This window comes from Streptomyces luteogriseus, assembly GCF_014205055.1.
GTDB lineage: Bacteria > Actinomycetota > Actinomycetes > Streptomycetales > Streptomycetaceae > Streptomyces > Streptomyces luteogriseus.
Genome location: NZ_JACHMS010000001.1, coordinates 2,676,245 through 2,699,263, shown reverse-complemented (window position 1 = coordinate 2,699,263; position 23,019 = coordinate 2,676,245). Strand labels below are relative to the sequence as shown.

The following is a 23,019-nucleotide window of genomic DNA, read 5'->3' as shown; positions in this document are numbered from 1 at the left end:
GTGCGCCTCCGGGTGCCTGCAGCCGGCCCCGGGCGGCGCCCCTCCGGCTCACGCGGGTGGGCGGGGTGTTACTGATGCGTGCCCCGGGCGGGGCGGAGGAAACGCCCCGCCGCCGGGGTTTGCGGCCCACCCCGCGGGTCAGGCCTCAACAGGCCTTTTCAGGCCTCACATGGTCTCCCTGCGGAGCCTGAACCAGTAGAACCCGTGGCCCCCGAGGGTCAGCAGGTACGGCAGCTCGCCGATGGCCGGGAAGCGGACCCCGCCGAACAGCTCCACCGGGTGCCGCCCCTCGAAGGCGCTCAGGTCCAGCTCCGTGGGCTGCGCGAACCGCGAGAAGTTGTTCACGCACAGCACCAGGTCGTCCTCGTACTCGCGCAGGAACGCCAGCACCGCCGGGTTGGAGGACGGCAGCTCGGTGTAGGAGCCGAGCCCGAAGGCCGGGTTCTGCTTGCGGATCTCGATCATGCGGCGGGTCCAGTGCAGCAGCGAGGACGGTGAGGCCATGGACGCCTCGACGCTCGTGACCTGGTATCCGTAGACCGGGTCCATGATCGTGGGCAGGAACAGCCGTCCCGGGTCGCACGAGGAGAACCCGGCGTTGCGGTCGGGTGTCCACTGCATCGGCGTGCGCACCGCGTCGCGGTCGCCGAGCCAGATGTTGTCGCCCATGCCGATCTCGTCGCCGTAGTACAGGATCGGCGAACCCGGCAGCGACAGCAGCAGGGCCGTGAACAGCTCGATCTGGTTGCGGTCGTTGTCCAGCAGGGGAGCGAGCCTGCGGCGGATGCCGATGTTGGCGCGCATGCGGGGATCCTTGGCGTACTCGGCCCACATGTAGTCGCGCTCTTCGTCCGTGACCATCTCGAGCGTCAGCTCGTCGTGGTTGCGCAGGAAGATGCCCCACTGGCAGTTCGACGGGATCGCCGGGGTCTTGGCCAGGATCTCGGAGACCGGGTAGCGCGATTCCCGCCGTACCGCCATGAAGATGCGCGGCATGACCGGGAAGTGGAACGCCATGTGGCACTCGTCGCCGCCGTTGGCGTAGTCGCCGAAGTAGTCGACGACGTCCTCGGGCCACTGGTTGGCCTCCGCCAGCAGCACGGTGTCCGGGTACTGCGCGTCGATCTCCTTGCGGACCCGCTTCAGGAAGTCGTGCGTCTCCGGCAGGTTCTCGCAGTTCGTGCCCTCCTGCTGGTACAGGTACGGCACCGCGTCCAGCCGGAACCCGTCGATGCCCAGGTCCAGCCAGAACTTCAGGGCGGAGATCATCTCCTCCTGCACGGCCGGGTTCTCGTAGTTGAGGTCAGGCTGGTGGGAGAAGAAGCGGTGCCAGTAGTACTGCTTGCGGACCGGGTCGTAGGTCCAGTTGGAGGCCTCGGTGTCGACGAAGATGATCCGCGCGTCCTGGAACTGCTTGTCGTCGTCCGCCCACACGTAGTAATCGCCGTAGGGCCCGTCGGGGTCCTTGCGCGACTCCTGGAACCACGGGTGCTGGTCGCTGGTGTGGTTCATGACGAAGTCGATGATCACGCGCATGCCGCGCTGGTGGGCGGCGTCGACGAACTCCACGAAGTCGGCGAGGTCGCCGAACTCGGGCAGTACGGCCGTGTAGTCGGAGACGTCGTAGCCGCCGTCGCGCAGGGGGGACTTGAAGAACGGCGGCAGCCACAGGCAGTCGACGCCGAGCCACTGGAGGTAGTCCAGCTTCGCGGTCAGGCCCTTGAGGTCGCCGACGCCGTCGCCGTTGCTGTCCTGGAACGAGCGGACGAGCACCTCGTAGAAGACGGCGCGCTTGAACCACTCCGGGTCACGGTCCCTGGCAGGAGTGTCCTCGAAGGTGTCCGGAACGGGTTCGTTGACGATCATGTTGTGGGTGACCCTCCGATCTCCGGGGTGGACGGTCGCAGGACCGTGAAGACGTGCGCGGGCCGGTGGCCCGGTTCGAGGCGCACATAGTTGGCCCTGCCCCAGTGGTAGGTCTCGCCGGTGAGCTCGTCGCGCACCGGCACCGACTCGTGCCAGTCCAGGCCGAGTTGCGGCATGTCCAACGAGACCGTGGCCTCCTGGGTGTGGTGGGGGTCGAGGTTGGCGACCACCAGAACCGTGTTCGAACCCTTCCGCTTCGAGTAGGCGATCACCGCCTCCTGGTCGGCGTGGTGGAAGTGCAGGTCGCGCAACTGCTGGAGGGCGGGGTTCTGCCGCCGGACGGTGTTGAGCCGGGTGAGCAGTGGGGCGAGGGAGCGGCCCTCGCGTTCGGCGCGTTCCCAGTCGCGGTGCCTGAGCTGGTACTTCTCCGAGTCGAGGTACTCCTCGCTGCCTTCTCGCAGCGGGGTGTTCTCGCACAGTTCGTAGCCGGAGTAGATGCCCCAGGACGGTGACAGCGTCGCGGCGAGCACGGCCCGGACCTCGAAGGCGGGCCGTCCGCCGTGCTGGAGGTAGGCGTGCAGGATGTCGGGGGTGTTGGGGAAGAAGTTGGGCCGCATGTAGGAGGCGGCCTCACCCGACAGCTCCGTCAGGTACTCGGTCAGCTCCTCTTTGGAGTTGCGCCAGGTGAAGTAGGTGTAGGACTGCTGGAAGCCGATCTGGGCCAGGGTGTGCATCATCGCCGGCCGGGTGAACGCCTCGGCCAGGAAGATCACGTCCGGGTCGGTGCGGTTGACCTCCCCGATGACCCGCTCCCAGAACACGACCGGCTTGGTGTGCGGGTTGTCCACCCGGAAGATCCGCACCCCGGCGTCCATCCAGTGCCGCAGCACCCGCACCGTCTCGGCGACCAGGCCGTCCATGTCGGCGTCGAAGGCGATGGGGTAGATGTCCTGGTACTTCTTCGGCGGGTTCTCCGCGTAGGCGATGGTGCCGTCGGGGCGGTGGTGGAACCACTCGGGGTGCTTCTGCACCCAGGGATGGTCCGGGGAGCACTGCAACGCGAAGTCCAGCGCCACCTCCATGCCCAGCTCCCGGGCCCGCCCGACGAAGCGGACGAAGTCCTCCAGGGTGCCCAGATCGGGGTGCACGGCGTCGTGCCCGCCCTCCGGCGAGCCGATCGCCCAGGGCACGCCGACATCGTCCGGGCCGGGGGAGAGGGTGTTGTTCTTGCCCTTGCGGAAGGTGGTGCCGATGGGGTGGATCGGCGGCAGGTAGACCACGTCGAAACCCATCGCCGCGATCGCCGGCAACCGGCGGGCGGCGGTGCGGAAGGTGCCGTGGGGCTGCTCGGGGGTGCCCTCCGACCGCGGGAAGAACTCGTACCACGAGCCGTACAGGGCCCGCTCCCGCTCCACCAGGAGCGGCAGCGGCTCGCTGCTGGTGACCAGGTCCCGCAGCGGATGCCGGTCCAGGACCGCGTCCACCTCCGGCGTCAGCGCCGCCGCCAGACGAGCCGCCGCAGGGCGGTCCTCGTCCCGCAGGGCGTCGACGGCGGTGAGGATCACGTCGCGCAGTCCCTCCTCCTCGGGCACGCCCGCGGCCGCCCGCTCGTACAGACGCGCGCCCTCCTCCAGGACGACGTCCGTGTCCATGCCCGCCGGGATCTTGATCTCGGCGTGGTGGCGCCAGGTGCTGACCGGGTCCCCCCATGCCTCGACGGTGAACGTCCACAGGCCGGGTTCCCCGGCGGTGACCGTCGCACCCCACCGGTCCGTCCCCGGGGCGAGCTCGCGCATCGGCGTCCACGGGCCCGGACGGCCCTCGGGATCCTTCAGGACGACATTGGCGGCCACCGCGTCGTGCCCCTCCCGGAACACGGTCGCCGAGATCTCGAAGCTCTCGCCGGTGACGGCCTTGGCCGGCCGGCGGCCGCGCTGGACCACCGGGCGGACATCCAGTACGGGTATGCGCCCCACGGCGGTCGCGTCGTGATCGGGTGGTGGCGGCGAGGCCGGTGGACCGGCGTCGGCCGGGCGCGCGGGGCGTGCTTCGCCGCCGGGTGCGCGCGCCCCGGTGGCGCGGCGGCTGGGGGGTGCTGGCGAATGGTGCTTGGCGGGCATGACCGCTCCTGTCCGCGTCAACGTGGGTAGGCGGATGTCTGTGGGGAGGTGGGTCCTGCATGGTGCTCCTGAGAGGGGTACCCGCTGGAGCCTTCCCACCCTATTCGGGTGGGCAATCCGGCACGTTGTTAACTACTCACGCGTATGTCGACACACAAGACCGGCCTCGTCCGCGACGGACGAGGCCGGCCCCCTGGCATGGCTGCTCCTTCGTCCTACGCGCGCGGCACCCGCAGTAATTTGTCCGGCGAACCGATGCCCCGGCCGGAGACCTTCCCGGTCTCCGCGGTGGTGGTCAGGACCGCCCCGACCTGGGCCGGAGTGGCTTTCGGATGATCGGCCAAATAGAGCGCGGCGGCGCCCGCGGCGTGCGGGGACGCCATCGACGTACCCGAAAAGGTGGCCCGTGCCGTGTCGCTCGCGGCGGACGCGGAGGTGATCCCGGCGCCCGGGGCGAACAGATCGAGGGCCGGACCGTGGTTGGAGAAGGCCGGTTTTGTATCCCTCCGGTCGGTCGCGCCGACCGTGACGGCCTGCTTGACGCCGCCCGGGGAGTACAGGCCGGCCGGCCTGCCGTCGTTGCCCGCGGCGACCGTGTAGGTGACGCCGGAGGCGATGGAGGCGCGTACGGCCGCGTCCAGCCGGTCGTTGCGCGGGCCGCCCAGGCTGAGGTTGGCGACCGCGGGCTTCCTCGCGTGCCGGGTCACCCAGTCGATCCCGGCGATCACCCGGGCCGTGGTGCCCCCGCCCGCGGCGTCGAGGACGCGCACGGAGACGATCCGGGCCCGCTTCGCGACGCCGTAGGACGTCCCGGCGACCGTGCCGGCGACGTGGGTGCCGTGGCCGTTGCCGTCCGAGGCCACCCGGTCGTTCCCGACGAAGTCCCAGCCGTGGCCCGCCCGGTCGGCGAAGTCCTCATGGGTGGTCCGGACGCCGGTGTCGATCACGTACACCGTCACCACCGCGCCGGCCGACCGGGGCCAGGTGTAGCTCCGGTCCAGCGGCGGCTTGTGCTGGTCGACCCGGTCGAGCCCCCAGGACGGCGGGTTCCGCTGGGTGCCGTCGAGCCGTACGCGGGTGTCCTGGGCGACCGAGGCGACCCGGGGGTCGGCGGCCAGCCGCGCGGCCTGTCTCCCGCCCGCCCGGACCGCGTAGCCGTTCAGGACCGCGCCGTAGGTATGGCTGATCTTCGCCCCGTACTGTTCGGCGAGGCCCTTTCCGGCCGCCGACCGGGCCCGCATGCCCTCCTCCAGTGTCACCAGGTAACTTCCGTGCACGGAGCCGGGTGAACCGGCGCCGAGTATGCGCCCCTCCGGTACGGCGTGCGCGGGCAGGGTGGTGGCCGAAAACGCCGCGGCGCAGATCGCCGCCGTCAGGCCCCCCGTCCGGCGCAGACGTCGCTCGCGCGTCCGAGCCATGGTCCGAGTTCCCCTCCTCGACTCGGCGTACGGCCGCCGCGCGGCGCCGCGTGCGGCGGGCGCGGGCCGGTACGCCAGAGGCAGCCTCTCGTGACGTGTGAAGCACCACAAGGACGCCTATGGGTGCGGAATCGGCCATATCCGCCGATGGTGCTGTTCAGGCCGATCGGGGGGCGGGTGGCGGAGCCTCAGCGGCGGGGGCGTCGACGCCGGTACTGTCGTAGGAGACGTCGTCGAAGCCCTGCGAAATCCAGCGAACGCGCCGAGGTGGAACCCGTGAAGGCGATCCGTCGATTCACCGTCCGACCCGTTCTCCCCGACCCCCTCCGGCCGATCGGTGATCTGGCCCGCAACCTGCGCTGGTCGTGGCACGCGGAGACCCGTGACCTGTTCCGGTCGGTCGACCCCGAGCGGTGGGCCGCCTCGGGCGGCGACCCCGTCCGGCTGCTCGGCAGCGTGCCGCCCGCGCGACTGGCGGAGCTCGCCGGGGACGACTCGTTCCTGCGCCGCCTCGCCGCGGTCGCGGACGATCTGCGCGACTACACGACCGGCGAGCGCTGGTACCAGACCCAGCCCGAGGAACTGCCCGCCGCGATCGCCTACTTCTCACCCGAGTTCGGCATCACGGCCGCTCTGCCCCAGTACTCCGGCGGCCTCGGCATCCTGGCCGGCGACCACCTCAAGGCGGCCAGCGACCTCGGCGTCCCGCTGATCGGCGTCGGCCTGCTCTACCGGCACGGCTACTTCCGCCAGACCCTGTCCCGGGACGGCTGGCAGCAGGAGCACTACCCGGTCCTCGACCCCAACGAGCTGCCCGTCGTCCAGCTGGAGGAGCCCGACGGCACCCCCGCCCGGGTGGCCCTCGCCCTGCCCGGCGGCAAGCAGCTGCACGCCCGCATCTGGCTGGCGCAGGTCGGCCGGGTCCCGCTGCTGATGCTGGACTCCGACGTCGAGGAGAACGACCTCGGCGAGCGCGGCGTGACCGACCGGCTCTACGGCGGCGGCAGCGAGCACCGGCTGCTCCAGGAGATGCTCCTCGGCATAGGAGGTGTCCGGGCGGTACGGACGTACTGCCGGCTGACCGGCCACCCCGAGCCGGAGGTGTTCCACACCAACGAGGGGCACGCCGGGTTCCTCGGCCTTGAGCGCATCGCCGAACTCTGCGCCGAGGGGCTGGACTTCGACTCCGCGCTGGAGTCGGTCCGCGCCGGGACCGTCTTCACCACCCACACACCCGTCCCGGCCGGTATCGACCGCTTCGATCGCGAGTTGGTCGCCCGCCACTTCGGACCCGACGCCGAGCTGCCCCGCATCGACGTCGAGCGCGTTCTCAGGCTCGGCATGGAGACCTACCCGGGTGGGGAGCCCAACCTCTTCAACATGGCCGTGATGGGCCTGCGCCTCGCCCAGCGCGCCAACGGTGTCTCCCTGCTGCACGGCAACGTCAGCCGCGAGATGTTCGCCGGTCTGTGGCCCGGCTTCGACGCCGACGAGGTGCCGATCACCTCCGTGACCAACGGGGTGCACGCGCCCACCTGGGTCGCCCCCGAGGTGTTCCGGCTCGGTGCGAAGCAGATCGGTGTGCAGCGTGCCGAGGACGCTCTGACCGTCGGCGGCTCGGACCGCTGGGACACGGTGGCCGACATCCCCGACCAGGACATCTTCGACCTGCGGCGGGTGCTGCGCGAGCAGCTCGTCGAGGAGGTGCGGGAGCGGCTGCGGGCCTCCTGGCGGCAGCGCGGCGCGCATTCGGCCGAGCTGGGCTGGATCGACGGCGTGCTCGACCCGGACGTCCTCACCATCGGCTTCGCCCGGCGCGTGCCCTCGTACAAGCGCCTGACACTGATGCTGCGCGACCGGGACCGGCTGATGGACCTGCTGCTGCACCCCGAGCGGCCGGTCCAGATCGTCGTGGCGGGCAAGGCGCACCCCGCGGACGACGGCGGGAAGCGGCTGGTGCAGGAGCTGGTGCGGTTCGCGGACGACCCGCGGGTGCGGCACCGGATCGTGTTCCTGCCGGACTACGGCATGGCGATGGCGCAGAAGCTCTACCCCGGCTGCGACATCTGGCTGAACAACCCGCTCAGGCCGCTGGAGGCCTGCGGCACCTCCGGCATGAAGGCCGCGCTCAACGGCTGCCTCAACCTGTCCGTCCTCGACGGCTGGTGGGACGAGTGGTTCCAGCCCGACTTCGGCTGGGCGATCCCGACGGCGGACGGGGCGGGGACGGATCCCGACCACCGTGACGACATAGAGGCCGCGGCGCTGTACGACCTGCTGGAGCAGCGGGTGACGCCCCGCTTCTACGAGCGCGGGCGCAGCGGGCTGCCCGACCGCTGGATCGAGATGGTCCGGCACACGCTGAGCCTGCTCGGGCCGAAGGTGCTGGCCGGGCGGATGGTCCGCGAGTACGTCGAGCGGCTCTACGCGCCGGCGGCGCTCGCCCACCGCTCGCTCGTGCCGGAGTCCGCGCGGGAGCTCGCCGCGTGGAAGGGGCGGGTGCGGGCGGCCTGGCCGGGGGTCACGGTCGACCACGTGGAGACGTCGGCCTCGGCTGCCCTGGCGGAACTCGGCACGACACTCGCTCTGCGGGTGCGGGTCGGGCTCGGGGATCTCGGTCCGGACGACATCGAGGTGCAGGTGGTCTCCGGCCGGGTGGACGAGCAGGACCGGATCGGTGACGCGACGGTCGTCCCCCTGAAGCCGGTGGGATCCCCCGACCAGGACGGGCGCTGGGTGTACGAGGGGCCCTTGTCGCTGGATCGCACCGGGCCTTTCGGATACACGGTGCGGATCCTTCCCGCGCATCGGCTGCTGGCGTCCAGCGCGGAGTTGGGCTTGGTTGCCGGACCCTCCGAAGAACTGGTCGCGGCTGCGGGGCTGTTGATGCGGTAGTTCGACGTCTGCGGGTGCGTGGGGGGCTGAGCGCGCCCGCGCGGCGGAGCCGCACATCGGTACAGCCCCGCGCCCCTCAGGCGTCCGCACCACCCTGCGTTGCCAGGTTCCGTAGGACACTGCCGCACCTGCGCGCGTACGCGTGCTGGAAGCCCCTGGTCGCCGGGCCGCCCGCCTTCGCGTACCACTTGGCGGCCCGGCTGAACGCGTTCACTGTCAGCCACACCGTGCCGTCTCCCGTGCGGTCGACCACGAAGGACTCCTCGCCGGTCTCCGGGTGGCCGGGCAGGGTGCCGTAGGCCCAGCCCGCGCGGCGGGGCTCCTCGACCGTCCAGACCACGCGGCAGGGGGCTTTGATCATGCCGGCGAGGGTGACGGTGACGTCGACGCCGGGGGCCGCGCGGTCCGCGCCGGCGTCGATGCCCACGCCCATGGCGCGGTGCATCTCCCAGGTGAGGACCGCCTCCGAGGCCCGCCGGAAGACCTCCTCGCCCTCGCCGAGGCGGGTGCGCACGTTCATGGAGTGGAAGCCCGGAGGGCAGAATCCCTGGTCACGGGTGGCGCCGACATCGGCGTAGGTGAAGTCCTGCGAATCCGTAGAAGACACGGTCCCCAAGAGTAGGGCGGTACCCGGACCCGCTTCGGGTCCGGGTACCGCCCAGGGGCGTGGACCGGTCAGCCGACGTTCACGGCCGACCAGGCGGACGCGACCGCCTTGTACTCGGTGCTGGACGCGCCGTACAGGGCCGAGGCGGCGTTGAGGGTCGCCGTGCGGGCCTGTGCGTACTTGGTCGTCGACGTCATGTACGTCGTCAGCGCCTTGTACCAGATCTGCAGCGCCTTGGTCCGGCCGATGCCGGTGACCGTGGAGCCGTTGGACGTGGGCGAGTTGTAGGTCACGCCGTTGATCGTCTTCGAGCCGCTGCCCTCGGACAGCAGGTAGAAGAAGTGGTTGGCGGGACCGGAGGAGTAGTGGACGTCCACCCCGCCGAGGCCGGAGGACCAGCTGTCCTTGGACGCGCCGTCCTTGCTCGGCTTGTCCATGTAGCGCAGCGGCGTGCCGTCGCCGTTGATGTCGATCTCCTCGCCGATGAGGTAGTCACCGACGTCCGAGGAGTTGTTGGCGAAGAACTCGGCGCCCGCGCCGAAGATGTCGGAGGTGGCCTCGTTCAGACCGCCGGACTCGCCGCTGTAGTTCAGACCCGCCGTGGCCGAGGTCAGACCGTGGCTCATCTCGTGCGCGGCCACGTCGAGCGAGGTCAGCGGGTTGGTGTTGCCCGAGCCGTCGCCGTAGGTCATGCAGAAGCAGCTGTCGGACCAGAAGGCGTTGACGTAGCTGTTGCCGTAGTGGACGCGAGAGTAGGCGGCCTTGCCGTCGTTGCGGATGCCGCTGCGGCCGAAGGCGCTCTTGTAGAAGTCCCAGGTGACCTGGGCGCCGTAGTGCGCGTCGGCGGCGGCGGTCTCGGCGTTGGACGGGTTGCCGGTGCCCCAGACGTCGTCGGAGCCGGAGAAGAGGGTGCCGGTGCCGGAGGTGCCGCGGTTGAGGTTGTACGTCTTGTGGCCGCCGCGGGTGCCGTCCGTCAGGTTGTACGTCGACCCGGACTTGGTGGTGCTGAGGGTGACCTGGCCGCTGTAGGTGGTGTTGCCGGTGCCGGTCTCGATGCCCTGGTACTCGTAGAGCTTCTTGCCGGTGGCGGCATCGGTGATGACGTGCAGCTCGTTCGGGGTGCCGTCCTCCTGGAGGCCGCCGACGACGGTCTCGTAGGCGAGGACCGGCTTGCCGCTAGCCGCCCAGATCACCTTGCGGGGAGCGGAACTCGCCTCGGTCTTGGCCGAGCCGGCCGCCTTGGCGAGGGTCACGGCCTGCTTCTCCGCCTTGGCGGCGGTGACCGCGGGTTTGAGCGAGGTGACCTTCAGGGCCGCCTTGGTGGCTCTGGTGACGCCCTTGGCCGCGCCGGACTTCGACTCGTGCACCACGAGGTCGCCGCCGAGGACCGGCAGGCCCGCGTAGGTGCGCTCGTAGCGGGTGTGGACCGTGCCGTCGGCGTCCTTCACGACGTCACGGACGACCAGCTTCTCCTGGGCGCCGAGGCCTATCTCGTCGGCGGTCCTCGTGGCGTCGGCCTGCTGCTCCTGGATGAGCGCGGTACGGGCGGGCGCGGAGAGCAGGACGGGGGCGGCGGCGAGGGCCGGCTTGCTCGCGGAGTCCGCGGCGACGCTGCTGCCGGAGCTCAGGCCGGTGGTGAGCAGGGCACCTGCGGCGACGGCGGTGGCGATGGCGAGCGTGGCGCGCTTTTGACGCGCGTAGAAAGAGGTGGACACACAAGCTCCTCGATGTGGGGGAAGTGCTGTGCTGCGGTGGTGCTGTGCGGGTGGGGGAAGAGTGGCACTCAGGGCGCGTACATGTCAGGAGTCGGCGTGATGTTGGCCGGAACTCGACGGCCAGATGTACGCGAGGGCAGGTGAAACGGACGCCGCCCCGGGGGATTCGAACCCACCGGGGCGGCGCCCTGACTTCGAGGCCCTGCGGGCCTGCTGATCTACCGGCCTACGGGAACGTCAGCTTCCAGCTGTTGATGTAGCCGGTGTCGATGGCCGCGTTGTCCTGGACCCGCAGGTTCCAGACGCCATTGGCCACCTCGGAGGAGGCGTTCACCGTGTAGGTGGTGTTGATGTTGTCCGCGCTTCCGCCGGTGCCGTAGCCCTTCAGCGTGTACACCGAGCCGTCGGGGGCCACCAGGTCCACCTTGAGGTCGCCGATGTAGGTGTGGACGATGTCCACCGCGACCTGGAGGTTGGACGGCGCGTTGCCCGTCCGGCCGGAGACGGTGACCGGCGAGTTGACCGCGGCGCCCCGGTCCGGGATCGCCACGTCGGCGGTGTTCTCGAAGGACGTGCCGCCGCCGCCCCCGCCGCCGGAGCGTGCGCCGACGTTGATGCCCGCCCACGCGTCCTGGACCGCCTTGTACTCGGCGCTGTCCGTGCCGTAGAGCTCACCCGTGGCCGCGAGGGTGCCGGTACGGGCGCCCGCGTAGTTGGTGTTCGAGGTGAACTTCGTGGTGAGCGCGCGGAACCAGATCTTCTCCGCCTTGTCCCGGCCGATGCCCGTGACCGGAAGGCCGTCCGAGGTGGCCGAGTTGTACGTGACACCGTTGATCGTCTTGGTGCCGCTGCCCTCGGAGAGCAGGTAGAAGAAGTGGTTGGCGGGGCCCGACGAGTAGTGCACGTCGATCGAGCCGATGCCCGAGTACCAGCTGTCCTTGGACGCGCCGTCCTTGCTCGGCTTGTCCATGTAGCGCAGCGGGCTGCCGTCGCCGTTGATGTCGATCTCCTCGCCGATGAGGTAGTCACCGACGTCGGAGGAGTTGTTCGCGTAGAACTCGACCGTCGATCCGAAGATGTCGGAGGTGGCCTCGTTCAGACCGCCGGACTCGCCGCTGTAGACGAGGCCCGCGGTGTTGGACGTGACGCCGTGGGTCATCTCGTGACCGGCCACGTCGATCGACGTCAGCGGGTGGGTGTTGCCCGAGCCGTCGCCGTAGGTCATGCAGAAGCAGCTGTCGGACCAGAAGGCGTTGACGTAGTTGTTGCCGTAGTGGACCCGGGAGTAGGCGCCGACGCCGTCGCCCTTGATGCCCGAACGGCCATGCACGTTCTTGTAGTAGTCCCACGTCAGCGCGGCGCCGTAGTGGGCGTCCGCGCCCGCGGTCTCGGCGTTGGACGGGCTGCCGTTGCCCCACACGTCGTCGGGGCCGGAGAAGGGGGTACCGGTGCCGGAGGTGCCGCGGTTGAGGTTGTACGTCTTGTGGCCGCCGCGCGCGCCGTCGGTGAGGTTGTACGTCGACCCCGACTGCGTGGTGCCGAGCGTTACCGTTCCGCTGTACATCGTGTTGCCGGTGCCGGTCTCGATGCCCTGGTACTCGTAGAGCTTGGCGCCCGTGGCCGCGTCGGTGACGACGTGCAGCTCGTTCGGGGTGCCGTCCTTCTGGAGGCCGCCGACGACGGTCTCGTAGGCGAGGACCGGCTTGCCGCTCGCGGCCCAGATCACCTTGCGCGGCGCCTTGTCGACGTCGGCGCTCTTGGCGTCGTCCGCCTTGGCGGCGGCCAGCGCCTGCTTCTCCGCCTTGGCTGCGGAGACGGCGGCGGTGGTGGTGGCCGGCTTGATGGCGGCGCGGGTCGCCTTGACGACCGCCTTGGTCGCACCGGACTTGGCGGCCTTGACGACGAGGTCGCCACCGAGGACGGGCAGGCCGTCGTAGGTGCGCTCGTAGCGGGTGTGGACCGTGCCGTCGGCGTCCTTCACGACGTCACGGACGACCAGCTTCTCCTTGGCGCCGAGACCCAGGTCCCGGGCGGTCTGCGCCTTGCCGGCCTCGGCCTTGCGGATCAGCTCGGCACGCTGGGCGGGGCTGAGCTTGACCGATTCCGAGCCGGGTATCGCCTTGCTCGCGGCCGGCGGTGTCTTCTCGGGCGCCGCGAGGGCCGTGCCGCCCTGGACGGCGGCGGCCATCAGCGCGGCGACGCCGACGAGGGCCACGGCCGCGGTGCGGCGAGGGATGTGGGGAGTGCGTCTGTGGGAGGTGCCTCTTCGCGAGGAACTGCTTCTCAACACTGACTCCTTCTGCGGGACCGGGGGTCGCCCGGCCTGGGGAGGTGGAGGTGTTGCTGTGGGGTTCCTGTGGAGCAGTCGTGGGAAGCGTGGCAGGGGAGGGCGCTTTCTGTCAGGACCGCGTCAAAAGTATGGCCGGAAACGGTTCGTTGTCCGGAAGTTCATGTTCGCTATACGGACGCGTCGCCTTGCCGGACGCTTCGGCTGTCCCCGGGCGGGTCCGCTGTGCGGGTGCTGCGCCGTCCCGGGGCGGATCCGCGACGCGGGTGCTGCGCGGTACCGGGGCGAGCCGCTACGCGGTCGCTGCGCCGTCCCCCGGCGGATCCCCGTGCCAGGAGTGCCACAGTGCCGCGTAGGCGCCACCGGCGGCCACCAGCTCGTCGTGCGTGCCGAGTTCGGTCAGCCGGCCGTCCTCCATCACCGCCACCCGGTCGGCGTCGTGCGCGGTGTGCAGCCGGTGCGCGACGGCGATGACGGTGCGCCCTTCGAGCACGGCGGCCAGGGCCCGCTCGGTGTGCCGGGCGGTCGTCGGATCCAGCAACGCGGTCGCCTCGTCGAGGATCAGCGTGTGCGGGTCCGCCAGCACCACCCGGGCCAGGGCCAGTTGCTGGGCCTGTGAGCCGTCGGTACGGCAACCGCCCTGCCCCAGCGGGGTGTCCAGGCCCTGCGGCAGCTCCCGCACCCACCCGTCGGCGCCGACCACGGCCAGCGCGTCCCACAACTGCTCGTCCCCGGCGGACGGTTCGGCGATCCGCAGGTTGTCGCGGACCGAGCCGAGGAACACGTGGTGCTCCTGGGTGACCAGGACGACCTGGCGGCGCAGCCGCTCCGGCCCCAGCCCGACGACCGGCACGCCGCCGACCGTCACCGAGCCCGCGGTCGGCGCGTCGATGCCCGCCATCAGCCGGCTCAGCGTGGTCTTGCCGGCGCCGGACGGCCCGACCACGGCGAGCCGCTCCCCGGGCCGCACCGTCAGATCGACGCCGCGCAGCACCTCGACGCCCCCGTCGTACGCGTAGCGCACCCCGGTGACGTCGATCCGGTCACCGTCGGGATCCGGACAGTCGCCCTCACCGGGCGCCCGCGGGGCCCGGGCGAGTCCCTCCACCCGGGCGAAGGAGGCGCCGCCGGACTGGAGTTGCTCGATCCGCACCAGGACCTCGTCCAGGGGCGCGCTCAGCTGGTGCAGATACAGCGTCGCCGCCACCACCGCTCCGAGGCTCATCGAGCCGGACGTGTGCAGCGCGCCGCCGATCACCAGCACTCCGGCCACCGGGAGGACGTACGAGGTCTCCATCACCGGGAAGAACACCGAGCGCAGGAACAGTGTGTGGAAGCGGGTGCGGCGGGAGGTCTCCAGGGCGTCCCGACTCGCGGCCGTGCGCTGCTCCCGGAGCCCGAAGGCCTCCACCGTGCGCGCCCCGGCTGCCGTCGACGCCACGATCTCGGCCACGTCCGACGTGGCGGCACCCTCGGCGAGGTACCCGTCCCGGGCCCTGCGCAGATACCAGCGCAGCGCGATCCAGATCGGTGTCAGCGCCAGCACCCCGAGGAGGCCGAGCAGCGGGTCCATCAGAAACACCGCGACGATCAGGAACAGCGCCTGGACCAGGTTGACCAGCAGGACGGGACCCGCGTCCCGCAGGGTGTTGCCGACCGTCGTGACGTCCGCCGTGCCGCGTGCCGTCAGGTCACCGGTGCCGGCCCGCTCCACCGCCGACGCGGGCAGCGTCAGCGCCCGGTCCACGAACCGCTCCCGCACCCGGGCCAGGGTCCGCTCCCCGAAGCGGTGCCCCACGTACCGGGCCCAGCGCGCCAGCAGCACCTGCGCGAGGGCGGACAGCAGCAGGAGCAGGGCCAGCCGGTCCACGGCGGCCGTTCCGTGCCCGGCCCGCACGTCGTCGATCATCCGGCCCAGCAGCCACGGCCCGGCCAGCCCGGCCACGGCCGCGAGTGCGTTCAGGCCCAGCACGACAGCGAAGGCGCGGCCGTCGGCCCGGACGAGGCCCAGCAGGGCGCGCCGGACGTCGGCCCGTTCGGCGACCGGCAGATGTGCCCGGCTCATCCCAGGACCTCCTCGGTGTCCCTCGCGACGAGGGCACGGTAGCCGGGGGTGGTGGCGAGCAGTTCGTGGTGAGAGCCGGAGGCTTCGACCTTGCCGTCCTTGAGGTAGAGGACGGTGTCCGTGCGGTCCAGGACGAGGGGGGAGGTGGTGGTCACGACCGTGGTGCGGCCTTCCCTCGCCTTCCTCAGCCGGGTGGCGACGGTGGCTTCGGTGTGGGCGTCCAGGGCCGAGGTGGGTTCGACGGCCAGGAGGATCTCCGGGTCCGTGAGGAGGGCTCTGGCCAGGCGGACGCGCTGGCGCTGGCCGCCGCTGAGGTTGCGGGCCTGGGCGTCCATGGGGGTGTCGAGGCCGTGGGGGAGGGCTTGGACGATGTCTTCCGCGGCGGCCGTGTGGAGCGCCTTCCGGGTTGCGGCTTCGGGTTGTCCGGCGAATGCGGGAGAGGGCCTGATCATCGCCTGGAGGGTTCCCGCGAACAGGTCCGCCTCGTGGTCGGCCACCAGGATGCGCGACCGGATCTGGCTCAGGGCGATGTCGTCCAGGCGGGTGTCGCCCCAGGTCGCGCACGACGGGGCGTAGCGGCCCAGGCGGTCCACCACCGTCGTGGCGTCCGCCGGGTGTTCCGCCACCAGGGCCGTCAGACGGCCCGGCAGGACACGTACGCCCGACTCGGGGTCGTACAGGGCCGACGGTTCCGACGGGGCGTCCAGGGTCCCTGTGTCGGCCGCCGGTTCCAGGCGCAGGAACCGTACGACCCGGCGTGCGCACACCACGCCGCGGCTGACCTGGTAGCCGCACTCGACCAGGAAGGCGACCGGCCACACCAGCACCGCCACATAGCCGTAGACGGACACCAGCTGGCCCACCGTGATGTCGCCCTGCGCCGCGAGCCGGGCCGCGAGCCAGGTCACCACCGCGAGGAACAGGCTCGGCAGCCCGACGCCCAGGGCCTGCACCCAGCTGGTCACCGCCCCCACCCGGTACCCCTGTTCACGCAGCCGCCCCGAGTCCTGCCGGAAGGCGTCCGCCACCAGCTGCTTGCCGCCCAGGCCGGCGAGGACCCGCAGTCCGCCGGCGAGGTCGCCGATCCGCGCGGTCAGCACGCCCTGCCGCTCGCGGTACTCCGCCTCCGACCCCTGCAAGCGGCCGAGCAGCGGCCCGACCAGCAGGGCGAGCACCGGAATGCCCAGCAGCACGACCAGCGCGACGACCCCCGAGACCGACACCAGCAGCACGGCGATCACCAGATACCCCACGACCGCGCCGATCCCGGGCCCCACGACCGTCAGCGACTGGCTGACCGTCTGCACGTCGCCCACGCCGATCGTGACGACCTCCCCGGCGCCCGCCTGCCGCCGCAGGGAGGCCCCGAGCCGCACCGCCTGTCCGACGACCACCTTCACCGTCCGGAAGTTGGCGTCCATGCGGACCCGGGTCATGGTGCGGTGGCGCATGATGCTCAGCCAGGCGTTGAAGGCCCCCACCACGAACAGCGCGCCGCTCCAGAGCGTCAGCGCGCGCATGTTCCCGGGCTCCAGGCCGTCGTCGATCGCCCGGGACATCAGGTACGGCGTCGCCGCCAGCAGCACCATCCACACCGTGCCGAACATCGCCCCCGCGGCGCACCGCCCGGCCTGCCGCCTGACCAGCCACCACAGGTAGCGGGCGCCACCGCGCTGGTCGGGTGTTCCGGGGTCCTCGTACGCGTCGATCATCCGCCCGCCCTCTGCCGCCGTCGCCCTACGCCAGACTGTCCCGCCAGGCCCGGTGCAGATCCGCGAACCTGCCGGTGCCCTCGATGAGTTCGGCCGGCCCGCCGTCCTCCACGATCCGTCCGTGCTCCATCACCAGGACCCGGTCCGCGATCTCGACGGTCGACAACCGGTGCGCGATGACCACCGCCGTACGGCCCTTCAGCACCGTCGTCATGGCCCGCTGCACCGCACGCTCCCCGGGGACGTCCAGCGAGCTGGTCGCCTCGTCGAGGATGAGCACCGCCGGGTCGGCCAGCAACGCCCGCGCGAACGCCACCAGTTGCCGCTGCCCGGCCGAGATGCGGCCGCCCCGCTTGCGGACGTCGGTGTCGTAGCCGTCGGGCAGGGTGCTGATGAAATCGTGCGCGCCGATCTCCTTCGCCGCCTGCTCGATCTCCTCGCGGGTGGCGTCCGGGCGGCCGATCGCGATGTTGTCGGCGACCGTCCCGGAGAACAGGAACGCCTCCTGCGTCACCATGACCACCCCGCGCCGCAGCTCGGGCACGGCGAGGTCGCGCAGGTCGACGCCGTCCAGCAGCACGCGGCCGTCGGAGGGGTCGTAGAAGCGGGCCAGCAGCTTGGCCAGCGTCGACTTGCCGGCGCCCGTGGAGCCCACGACCGCGACCGTCTGCCCGGCCGGGAGGGTGAGGTCGAACGTGGGCAGCACCTCGCCGCCGGTGCGGTAGCCGAAGCGGACGCCGTCGAAGACCACCGCGCGGCCGGGGTGTTCGCTCTCGAGCGGCGGGAGCCGCCGGGGGGTTTCCGGCTCGGGGACCGACGGGGTCTGGGCGAGCAGTCCGGCGATCTTCTCCAGGGAGGCCGCCGCCGACTGATAGGAGTTCAGGAACATGCCGAGCCGGTCGATCGGGTCGTACAGCCGCCGCAGGTACAGCACGGCCGCCGCCAGCACACCGAGGGCCAGCGTGCCGTCCGCGACCCGGTGGGCACCCCACAGCACGATCGCCGCGACCGCCGTGTTGGCGACCAGCCGCGAGCCGGTGACGTAGCGGGCCATCTCCAGCAGCGCGTCCCCGTTGGTCCGTTCGTGCCGTCGGTTGAGCTCGCCGAAGTCCGCGTCGTTGGCGGCCTCGCGGCGGAAGGCGCGCACCGGCCGGATGCCGTTCATCGTCTCGACGAACTTGACGATGACGGCCGCGATGGCGGTCGACCGGGCCCGGTACACCCGCCCGGCCCGCTGCTGGTACCACCGCACCAGCGCGTAGAGCGGCACCAGGGACGCCACCGCGACGCCCCCGAGCCCCAGGTCGAGCCAGAGCAGCATCGCCGAGATGTAGACGAAGGACAGGATGACCGTCACGAGTTCCTGGAGGCCTTCGTCCAGCAGTTCCCGCAGCGACTCCACGTCGGTCGTGGAGCGGGAGATGAGCCGGCCCGAGGTGTAGCGCTCGTGGAAGTCGACGCTTAGCGCCTGCGCGTGGCGGAAGATCCGGCCGCGCAGATCCAGCAGCACGTCCTGGCTGACCCGGGCCGCGGCGGCGACGAACGCGAACTGCAGCCCGCCCGCGGCCAGCGCGCACGCCAGATAACCGGCGCCCACCGCGATCAGCGGCCCGTGGTCCTGCGCCCGGAACGCCGGTACGGCGCGGTCGATGGCGTAGGCCACCAGCAGCGGGCCCGCCTGCACGACCGCCTGCTGGAGCAGCAGCAGGAGCGTCGTGGCCGCGACCCGGGCCCTCAGCGGTGCGAGCAGGGAGCGCAGCAGGGTGCCGGTGGCGCCCGGTGGAGTGGGCAGGACGTCCCGGTCGAAGGGGTCGCCCGTGGCCAGGGGGCGGTCGCCGGCCCGGCCGCCGGGTTGGCCGTCTGGTTGGTCGTCGGGTTTGTTGCCGGCCGGTGCGCTGGTGGCCGCCGTCATCGTGCGCCCTCCTCTTCCCCTGACATCAGGTGCGCGTACTCCGCGTTCGTACGCAGCAGTTCGTGGTGGGTGCCGACCGCGGCGATCCGGCCGCCGGACAGCAGGGCGACGCGGTCGGCGAGCAGCACGGTCGAGGGGCGGTGCGCCACGATCAGGGCGGTGGTGTCCGCGAGGACCTGCCGCAGGGCGGCCTCCACGGCGGCCTCGGTGTGCACGTCCAGGGCCGACAGCGGGTCGTCCAGGACGAGGAACTCCGGCTGCCCGACGACGGCCCGGGCGAGCGCGAGACGCTGGCGCTGGCCACCGGAGAGGCTGAGGCCCTGCTCGCCCACCTGGGTGTCGGTGCCCTGGGGCAGGGCGTGCACGAAGCCGGCCTGGGCGACGGCGAGTGCCCGCTCCAGGTCGGCCGTTCCGGCGGTGTCCCCCGCCCCCATGAGAACGTTGTCGCCGACCGCGGCCGAGAACAGGGTGGGCTCCTCAAAGGCCACGGCGACCTTGGCGCGCAGCGCTTGTCTGGACAGTTCCGTGATGTCGACGCCGTCGAGGGTGATGCGGCCCGAAGTGAGCTCGTAGAGGCGGGGGATGAGCGCGGTGAGGGTGGTCTTGCCGCTGCCGGTGGCGCCGACCAGGGCCATGGACTCGCCCGGCCGGATGTGCAGGTCGATGTGCTGCAGGACGGGCGGGGTGCCGGCGGGGGCGTCGGGGTAGCGGAACCGGACGTCGTGGAAGCGCAGTCCCCGGTCCCCGGCCCGAGCGGTGCCGGAGCCGGTGGCGGCGGCGGAGCCGGTGCTGGTGCTGGTGCCCGGTGTGGCGGTGGTGTCCTCCACCTCCTCGTCCATGACCTCGAAGTAGCGCTCCGTCGCCGTCGCCGCCTCCTGGCTCATCGCCAGCAGGAACCCGATCGACTCCACCGGCCATCGCAGCGCCAGCGCCGTCGACAGGAACGCCACCAGCGTCCCCGCCGACAGGGCGCCGTCGGCCACCTGGACGACCCCCACCACCAGCGCCGCCCCGATCGCGATCTCCGGCAGCGTCACGATGACGCCCCAGATCGTTGCCAGCAGCCGTGCCTTGCGCAGTTCCGTGCCGCGCAGCGTCTGTGACAGGTCCCGGAACGCCCGCGCCTGGCTGCGGTGGCGGCCGAAGCCCTTGATGATGCGGATGCCCAGCACGCTCTCCTCGACGACCGTCGTCAGGTCGCCGACCTGGTCCTGGGCGCGCCGGGCCACCTTGGCGTAGCGCTTCTCGAAGACCATGCAGGTCACCATGAGAGGGATGGCGGGCCCGAGGACGACCAGCCCGAGGGTCCAGTCCTGGAGCAGCATGATGACCACGCCCACGACGATCGTCACACCGTTGACCAGGAGGAACGTCAGCGGAAAGGCGAGGAACTGACGCAGCAGCATCAGATCCGTCGTCGCCCGGGACAGCAACTGCCCCGAGGCCCAGCGGTCGTGGAAGGCCACCGGCAGCCGCTGGAGGTGCCGGTACAGACCCGCCCGCATCGACGCCTCGACGTGCGAGAGCGGACGGGCCACCAGCAACCGCCGCAGCCCGAACAGCAGGGCCTCCGTGAGGCCGAGCAGCAGCAGGTACAGCGCGCCGAGCCACACTCCGGCCGGGTCCCGGTGGGCGATCGGCCCGTCCACCATCCACTTCAGGACGAGCGGGATCACCAGGCCCACGCAGGAGGCGAGTATCGCGACGAACGCGGCGCTGAACAGCCGCGCCCGCACGGGCCGCACATACGGCCACAGGCGCAGCAACGTACGCACGGTGGAACGGTCCTGGGCGGGGGCGGGTGTCGTGGCCATCAGCAGCGAGCCTACGGATCGCCACTGACACTGCCCACCGAGTTTCCGCCGGACCGGAATCGGTCGTCGGTCCTACGACCTGGGCGTTCGACGGGCCGCACGGCGCCAACCGGCCGGGCCGCACCGCCGCATCAGCCGATCGGTTGATGTCCGTTCGAGTGCGACGGCCCATGTGGCGGATCCCGCCTCGCCGGGACACTTCCTCTATGCCGACCGCACCCACCTCTACGCCAAGCTCGGCGTCAAGGACCGCGCGGTGGCGGTGGCGGTGGTCTACGACCGGGGCATCCTCGGCCGGCCGGGATCACCCCGCCACCCGCAGCAGCAGCACCGCCCGTGCCGGCATCGTGATCTCCGTCCCCGCCCGGTGCTCCACACCCGGGGCCGCCCCCTGCTCCTCCAGGCTCGTGTCGACGACGACCTCGTAGCGCTCGGCCCAAGGCGGCCCCGGCAGCCGGAAGTCCACCGGCCCCTCGCCCGCGTGCAGCACGGCCAGAAAACTGTCGTCGAGGATCTGCTCGCCGCGCTCGTCCCGGCCGGGGATGTCCCGGCCGGACAGGTACATGCCCAGCGTGGCGGCGGGCGCGTACCAGTCCTGCTCCGTCATCTCCGTGCCCCGGGACGTGAACCAGGCCAGGTCGCGCAGCCCGTCCGCGGTCTGGGCCCGGCCCGAGAAGAACGCCCTCCGCCGGAGCACCGGGTGCCGGTGGCGCAGCGCGATCAGCCGGGAGGTCAGCGCGAACAGGGCCTGCCAGCCGGGATCCTCCAGCAGCTCCCAGTCCAGCCAGCTGATCTCGTTGTCCTGGCAGTAGGCGTTGTTGTTGCCGCGCTGGGTGCGGCCCAGTTCGTCGCCCGCCACAAGCATGGGCACGCCCGTCGACAGCAGCAGGGTGGTCAGCAGGTTGCGGAGCTGCCGCCGCCTGAGCGCCCGTACGCCCTCGTCGGACGTCTCGCCCTCGGTGCCGCCGTTCCAGGCCCGGTTGTCGTCCGTGCCGTCCCGGTTGCCCTCGCCGTTGGCCTCGTTGTGCTTGCGCTCGTAGGACACGAGGTCGCGCAGGGTGAAGCCGTCGTGCGCGGTGATGAAGTTGACGGACGCGTACGGCCTGCGCCCGCCCCAGGCGTACAGGTCGCTGGAGCCCGACAGCCGGTAGCCCATCTCCCGTACGTCCGGCAGCGCGTGCCGCCAGAAGTCGCGCACGGCGTTGCGGTACCGGTCGTTCCACTCCGTCCACAGCGGCGGGAACGCCCCCACCTGGTAGCCGCCCGACCCCACGTCCCACGGCTCGGCGATCAGCTTCACCCGGCGCAGCACCGGGTCCTGGGCGATGACCGCGAGGAACGGGGACAGCATGTCGACGTCGTGCATGGAGCGGGCCAGCGCCGCCGCCAGATCGAAGCGGAAACCGTCGACGCCCATCTCGGTGACCCAGTAGCGCAGCGAGTCCGTGATCAGGCGCAGGACATGGGGCTGGACCACGTGCAGGGTGTTGCCACAGCCGGTGTAGTCGGCGTACCGGCGGGCGTCGTCCTGGAGGCGGTAGTAGCCGCGGTTGTCGATGCCCTTGAGGGACAGCGTCGGGCCCAGTTCGCCCGCCTCCGCGGTGTGGTTGTAGACCACGTCGAGGATGACCTCGATCCCGGCGGCGTGCAGGGCGCGCACCATCCGCTTGAATTCGCCGACCTGCTGTCCGGTCGTCCCGGAGGCCGCGTACGCCGCGTGCGGGGCGAAGTAGCCGATGGAGTTGTAGCCCCAGTAGTTGCGCAGGCCCCTGCGCAGCAGGTGGTCCTCGTGGGCGAACTGGTGCACCGGCAGCAGCTCCACCGCCGTCACGCCCAGCTTCACCAGGTGCTCGATCGCCGCCGGGTGGGCGAGACCGGCGTAGGTGCCGCGCAGCTCCTCGGGGATGCCCGGGTGGCGTTGCGTGAAGCCCTTGACGTGCAGCTCGTAGATCACCGAGTCGGCCCACGGCGTCTTGGGGCGGCGGTCGTCGGCCCAGTCGTCGTCATCGTGGACGACGACGCCCTTCGGGACGTGCGGCGCCGAGTCCCGGTCGTCGCGCACGGTGTCGGCGACATGCTGCTGCGGCCAGTCGCGGACGTGCCCGTACACCTCCGCCGGCAGGCTGAAGTCGCCGTCGACCGCCCGCGCGTACGGGTCGAGGAGCAGTTTCGCCGGGTTCCAGCGGGCGCCGGTCCACGGGTCCCAGCGGCCGTGCACCCGGTAGCCGTAGCGCTGGCCGGGCAGCGCACCGGGGACGAAGCCGTGCCAGATCTCGTGGGTCAGCTCGGCGAGCCGGACCCGCGACTCCTTGCCCGCCTCGTCGAACAGGCACAGCTCGACGCCCTCGGCCCCGCCCGCCCACAACGCGAAGTTGGTGCCCGCCACCCCGTCCGGGCCGACCCGGAACCGGGCGCCCAGCGGTGTCGGCGCGCCCGGCCACGCGGGCAGGGTGGGCGACGGCGCGGCCCGCCGTGCGCCGTTCACGGCTGCGGCCTGGCGCCCGTTCCCGGTGGCCTGATGACCGGCCACCGCCTCCTGCTCGGCTGCGCTGGACACCTGTCAGCCTCCCACCGGCTCATGGGACGACGGGGGACAGAGGGGTGCGGC

The 23,019-nt window shown here is 71.6% G+C and carries 12 protein-coding genes and 1 pseudogene; 2 read left to right on the top strand and 11 right to left on the bottom strand.

All coding sequences use genetic code 11. The annotated features are described in order from the left end of the window. Window positions 1–165: 165 nt before the first annotated feature. The 3 genes from treS to BJ965_RS11700 all read right to left on the bottom strand — a co-directional run bounded on the left by treS (window position 166) and on the right by BJ965_RS11700 (window position 5,404). Complete coding sequence (gene treS, locus BJ965_RS11710) at window positions 166–1,866, bottom strand: maltose alpha-D-glucosyltransferase (RefSeq protein ID WP_184908602.1); 1,701 nt, start codon at window positions 1,864–1,866, stop codon at window positions 166–168. Next, entirely contained in the window at window positions 1,863–3,986 is a 2,124-nt protein-coding gene (locus BJ965_RS11705) for an alpha-1,4-glucan--maltose-1-phosphate maltosyltransferase (RefSeq protein ID WP_184908601.1), read from the bottom strand. Before BJ965_RS11705 ends, treS begins: the two co-directional genes overlap by 4 nt. A gap of 215 nt (window positions 3,987–4,201) precedes the next feature. Then, complete coding sequence (locus BJ965_RS11700; RefSeq protein ID WP_184908600.1) at window positions 4,202–5,404, bottom strand: S8 family peptidase; 1,203 nt, start codon at window positions 5,402–5,404, stop codon at window positions 4,202–4,204. A 276-nt stretch (window positions 5,405–5,680) separates the two neighbouring features. Here BJ965_RS11700 and BJ965_RS11695 point away from each other — a divergent pair, with 276 nt between their 5' ends. Next, window positions 5,681–8,299, top strand: coding sequence for a glycosyltransferase family 1 protein (locus tag BJ965_RS11695; protein WP_184908599.1), 2,619 nt, complete (start codon window positions 5,681–5,683; stop codon window positions 8,297–8,299). A gap of 76 nt (window positions 8,300–8,375) precedes the next feature. Here the strand turns inward: BJ965_RS11695 and BJ965_RS11690 are convergent, their stop codons facing one another. The 7 genes from BJ965_RS11690 to BJ965_RS11660 form a co-directional block, all read right to left on the bottom strand. Then, window positions 8,376–8,906 (bottom strand): DUF1990 family protein, encoded by a 531-nt coding sequence (locus BJ965_RS11690; protein ID WP_376777915.1) that lies wholly within the window; start codon window positions 8,904–8,906, stop codon window positions 8,376–8,378. 68 nt (window positions 8,907–8,974) lie between these two features. Continuing rightward, the gene (locus BJ965_RS11685; RefSeq protein WP_184908597.1) at window positions 8,975–10,621 is read right to left on the bottom strand and encodes a M4 family metallopeptidase; all 1,647 of its coding nucleotides are present in this window, start codon (window positions 10,619–10,621) and stop codon (window positions 8,975–8,977) included. A 226-nt stretch (window positions 10,622–10,847) separates the two neighbouring features. Beyond that, on the bottom strand, window positions 10,848–12,908 hold the full coding sequence (locus BJ965_RS11680) for a M4 family metallopeptidase (protein WP_184908596.1): 2,061 nt from the start codon (window positions 12,906–12,908) through the stop codon (window positions 10,848–10,850). A gap of 292 nt (window positions 12,909–13,200) precedes the next feature. Further along, window positions 13,201–14,973, bottom strand: coding sequence for an ABC transporter ATP-binding protein (locus tag BJ965_RS11675; protein ID WP_184908595.1), 1,773 nt, complete (start codon window positions 14,971–14,973; stop codon window positions 13,201–13,203). Next, window positions 14,970–16,685: an ABC transporter ATP-binding protein gene (locus tag BJ965_RS11670; protein ID WP_184908594.1), complete on the bottom strand. Its 1,716-nt coding sequence runs from the start codon at window positions 16,683–16,685 to the stop codon at window positions 14,970–14,972. Before BJ965_RS11670 ends, BJ965_RS11675 begins: the two co-directional genes overlap by 4 nt. Window positions 16,686–16,710: 25 nt before the next feature. Continuing rightward, window positions 16,711–18,597, bottom strand: a complete 1,887-nt coding sequence (locus BJ965_RS11665) for an ABC transporter ATP-binding protein (protein ID WP_184908593.1) — start codon at window positions 18,595–18,597, stop codon at window positions 16,711–16,713. Beyond that, complete coding sequence (locus tag BJ965_RS11660; protein WP_184908592.1) at window positions 18,594–20,411, bottom strand: ABC transporter ATP-binding protein; 1,818 nt, start codon at window positions 20,409–20,411, stop codon at window positions 18,594–18,596. The genes BJ965_RS11665 and BJ965_RS11660 overlap by 4 nt, the downstream gene beginning before the upstream one ends. Window positions 20,412–20,628: 217 nt before the next feature. Here BJ965_RS11660 and BJ965_RS40420 point away from each other — a divergent pair. Then, window positions 20,629–20,706: pseudogene (locus BJ965_RS40420) on the top strand (DNA-binding response regulator); the annotation flags it as partial. A 9-nt stretch (window positions 20,707–20,715) separates the two neighbouring features. On the opposite strand, the gene glgX reads toward BJ965_RS40420, so the two are convergent. Beyond that, window positions 20,716–22,968: a glycogen debranching protein GlgX gene (glgX, locus tag BJ965_RS11655; protein WP_184908591.1), complete on the bottom strand. Its 2,253-nt coding sequence runs from the start codon at window positions 22,966–22,968 to the stop codon at window positions 20,716–20,718. Window positions 22,969–23,019 lie beyond the last annotated feature (51 nt).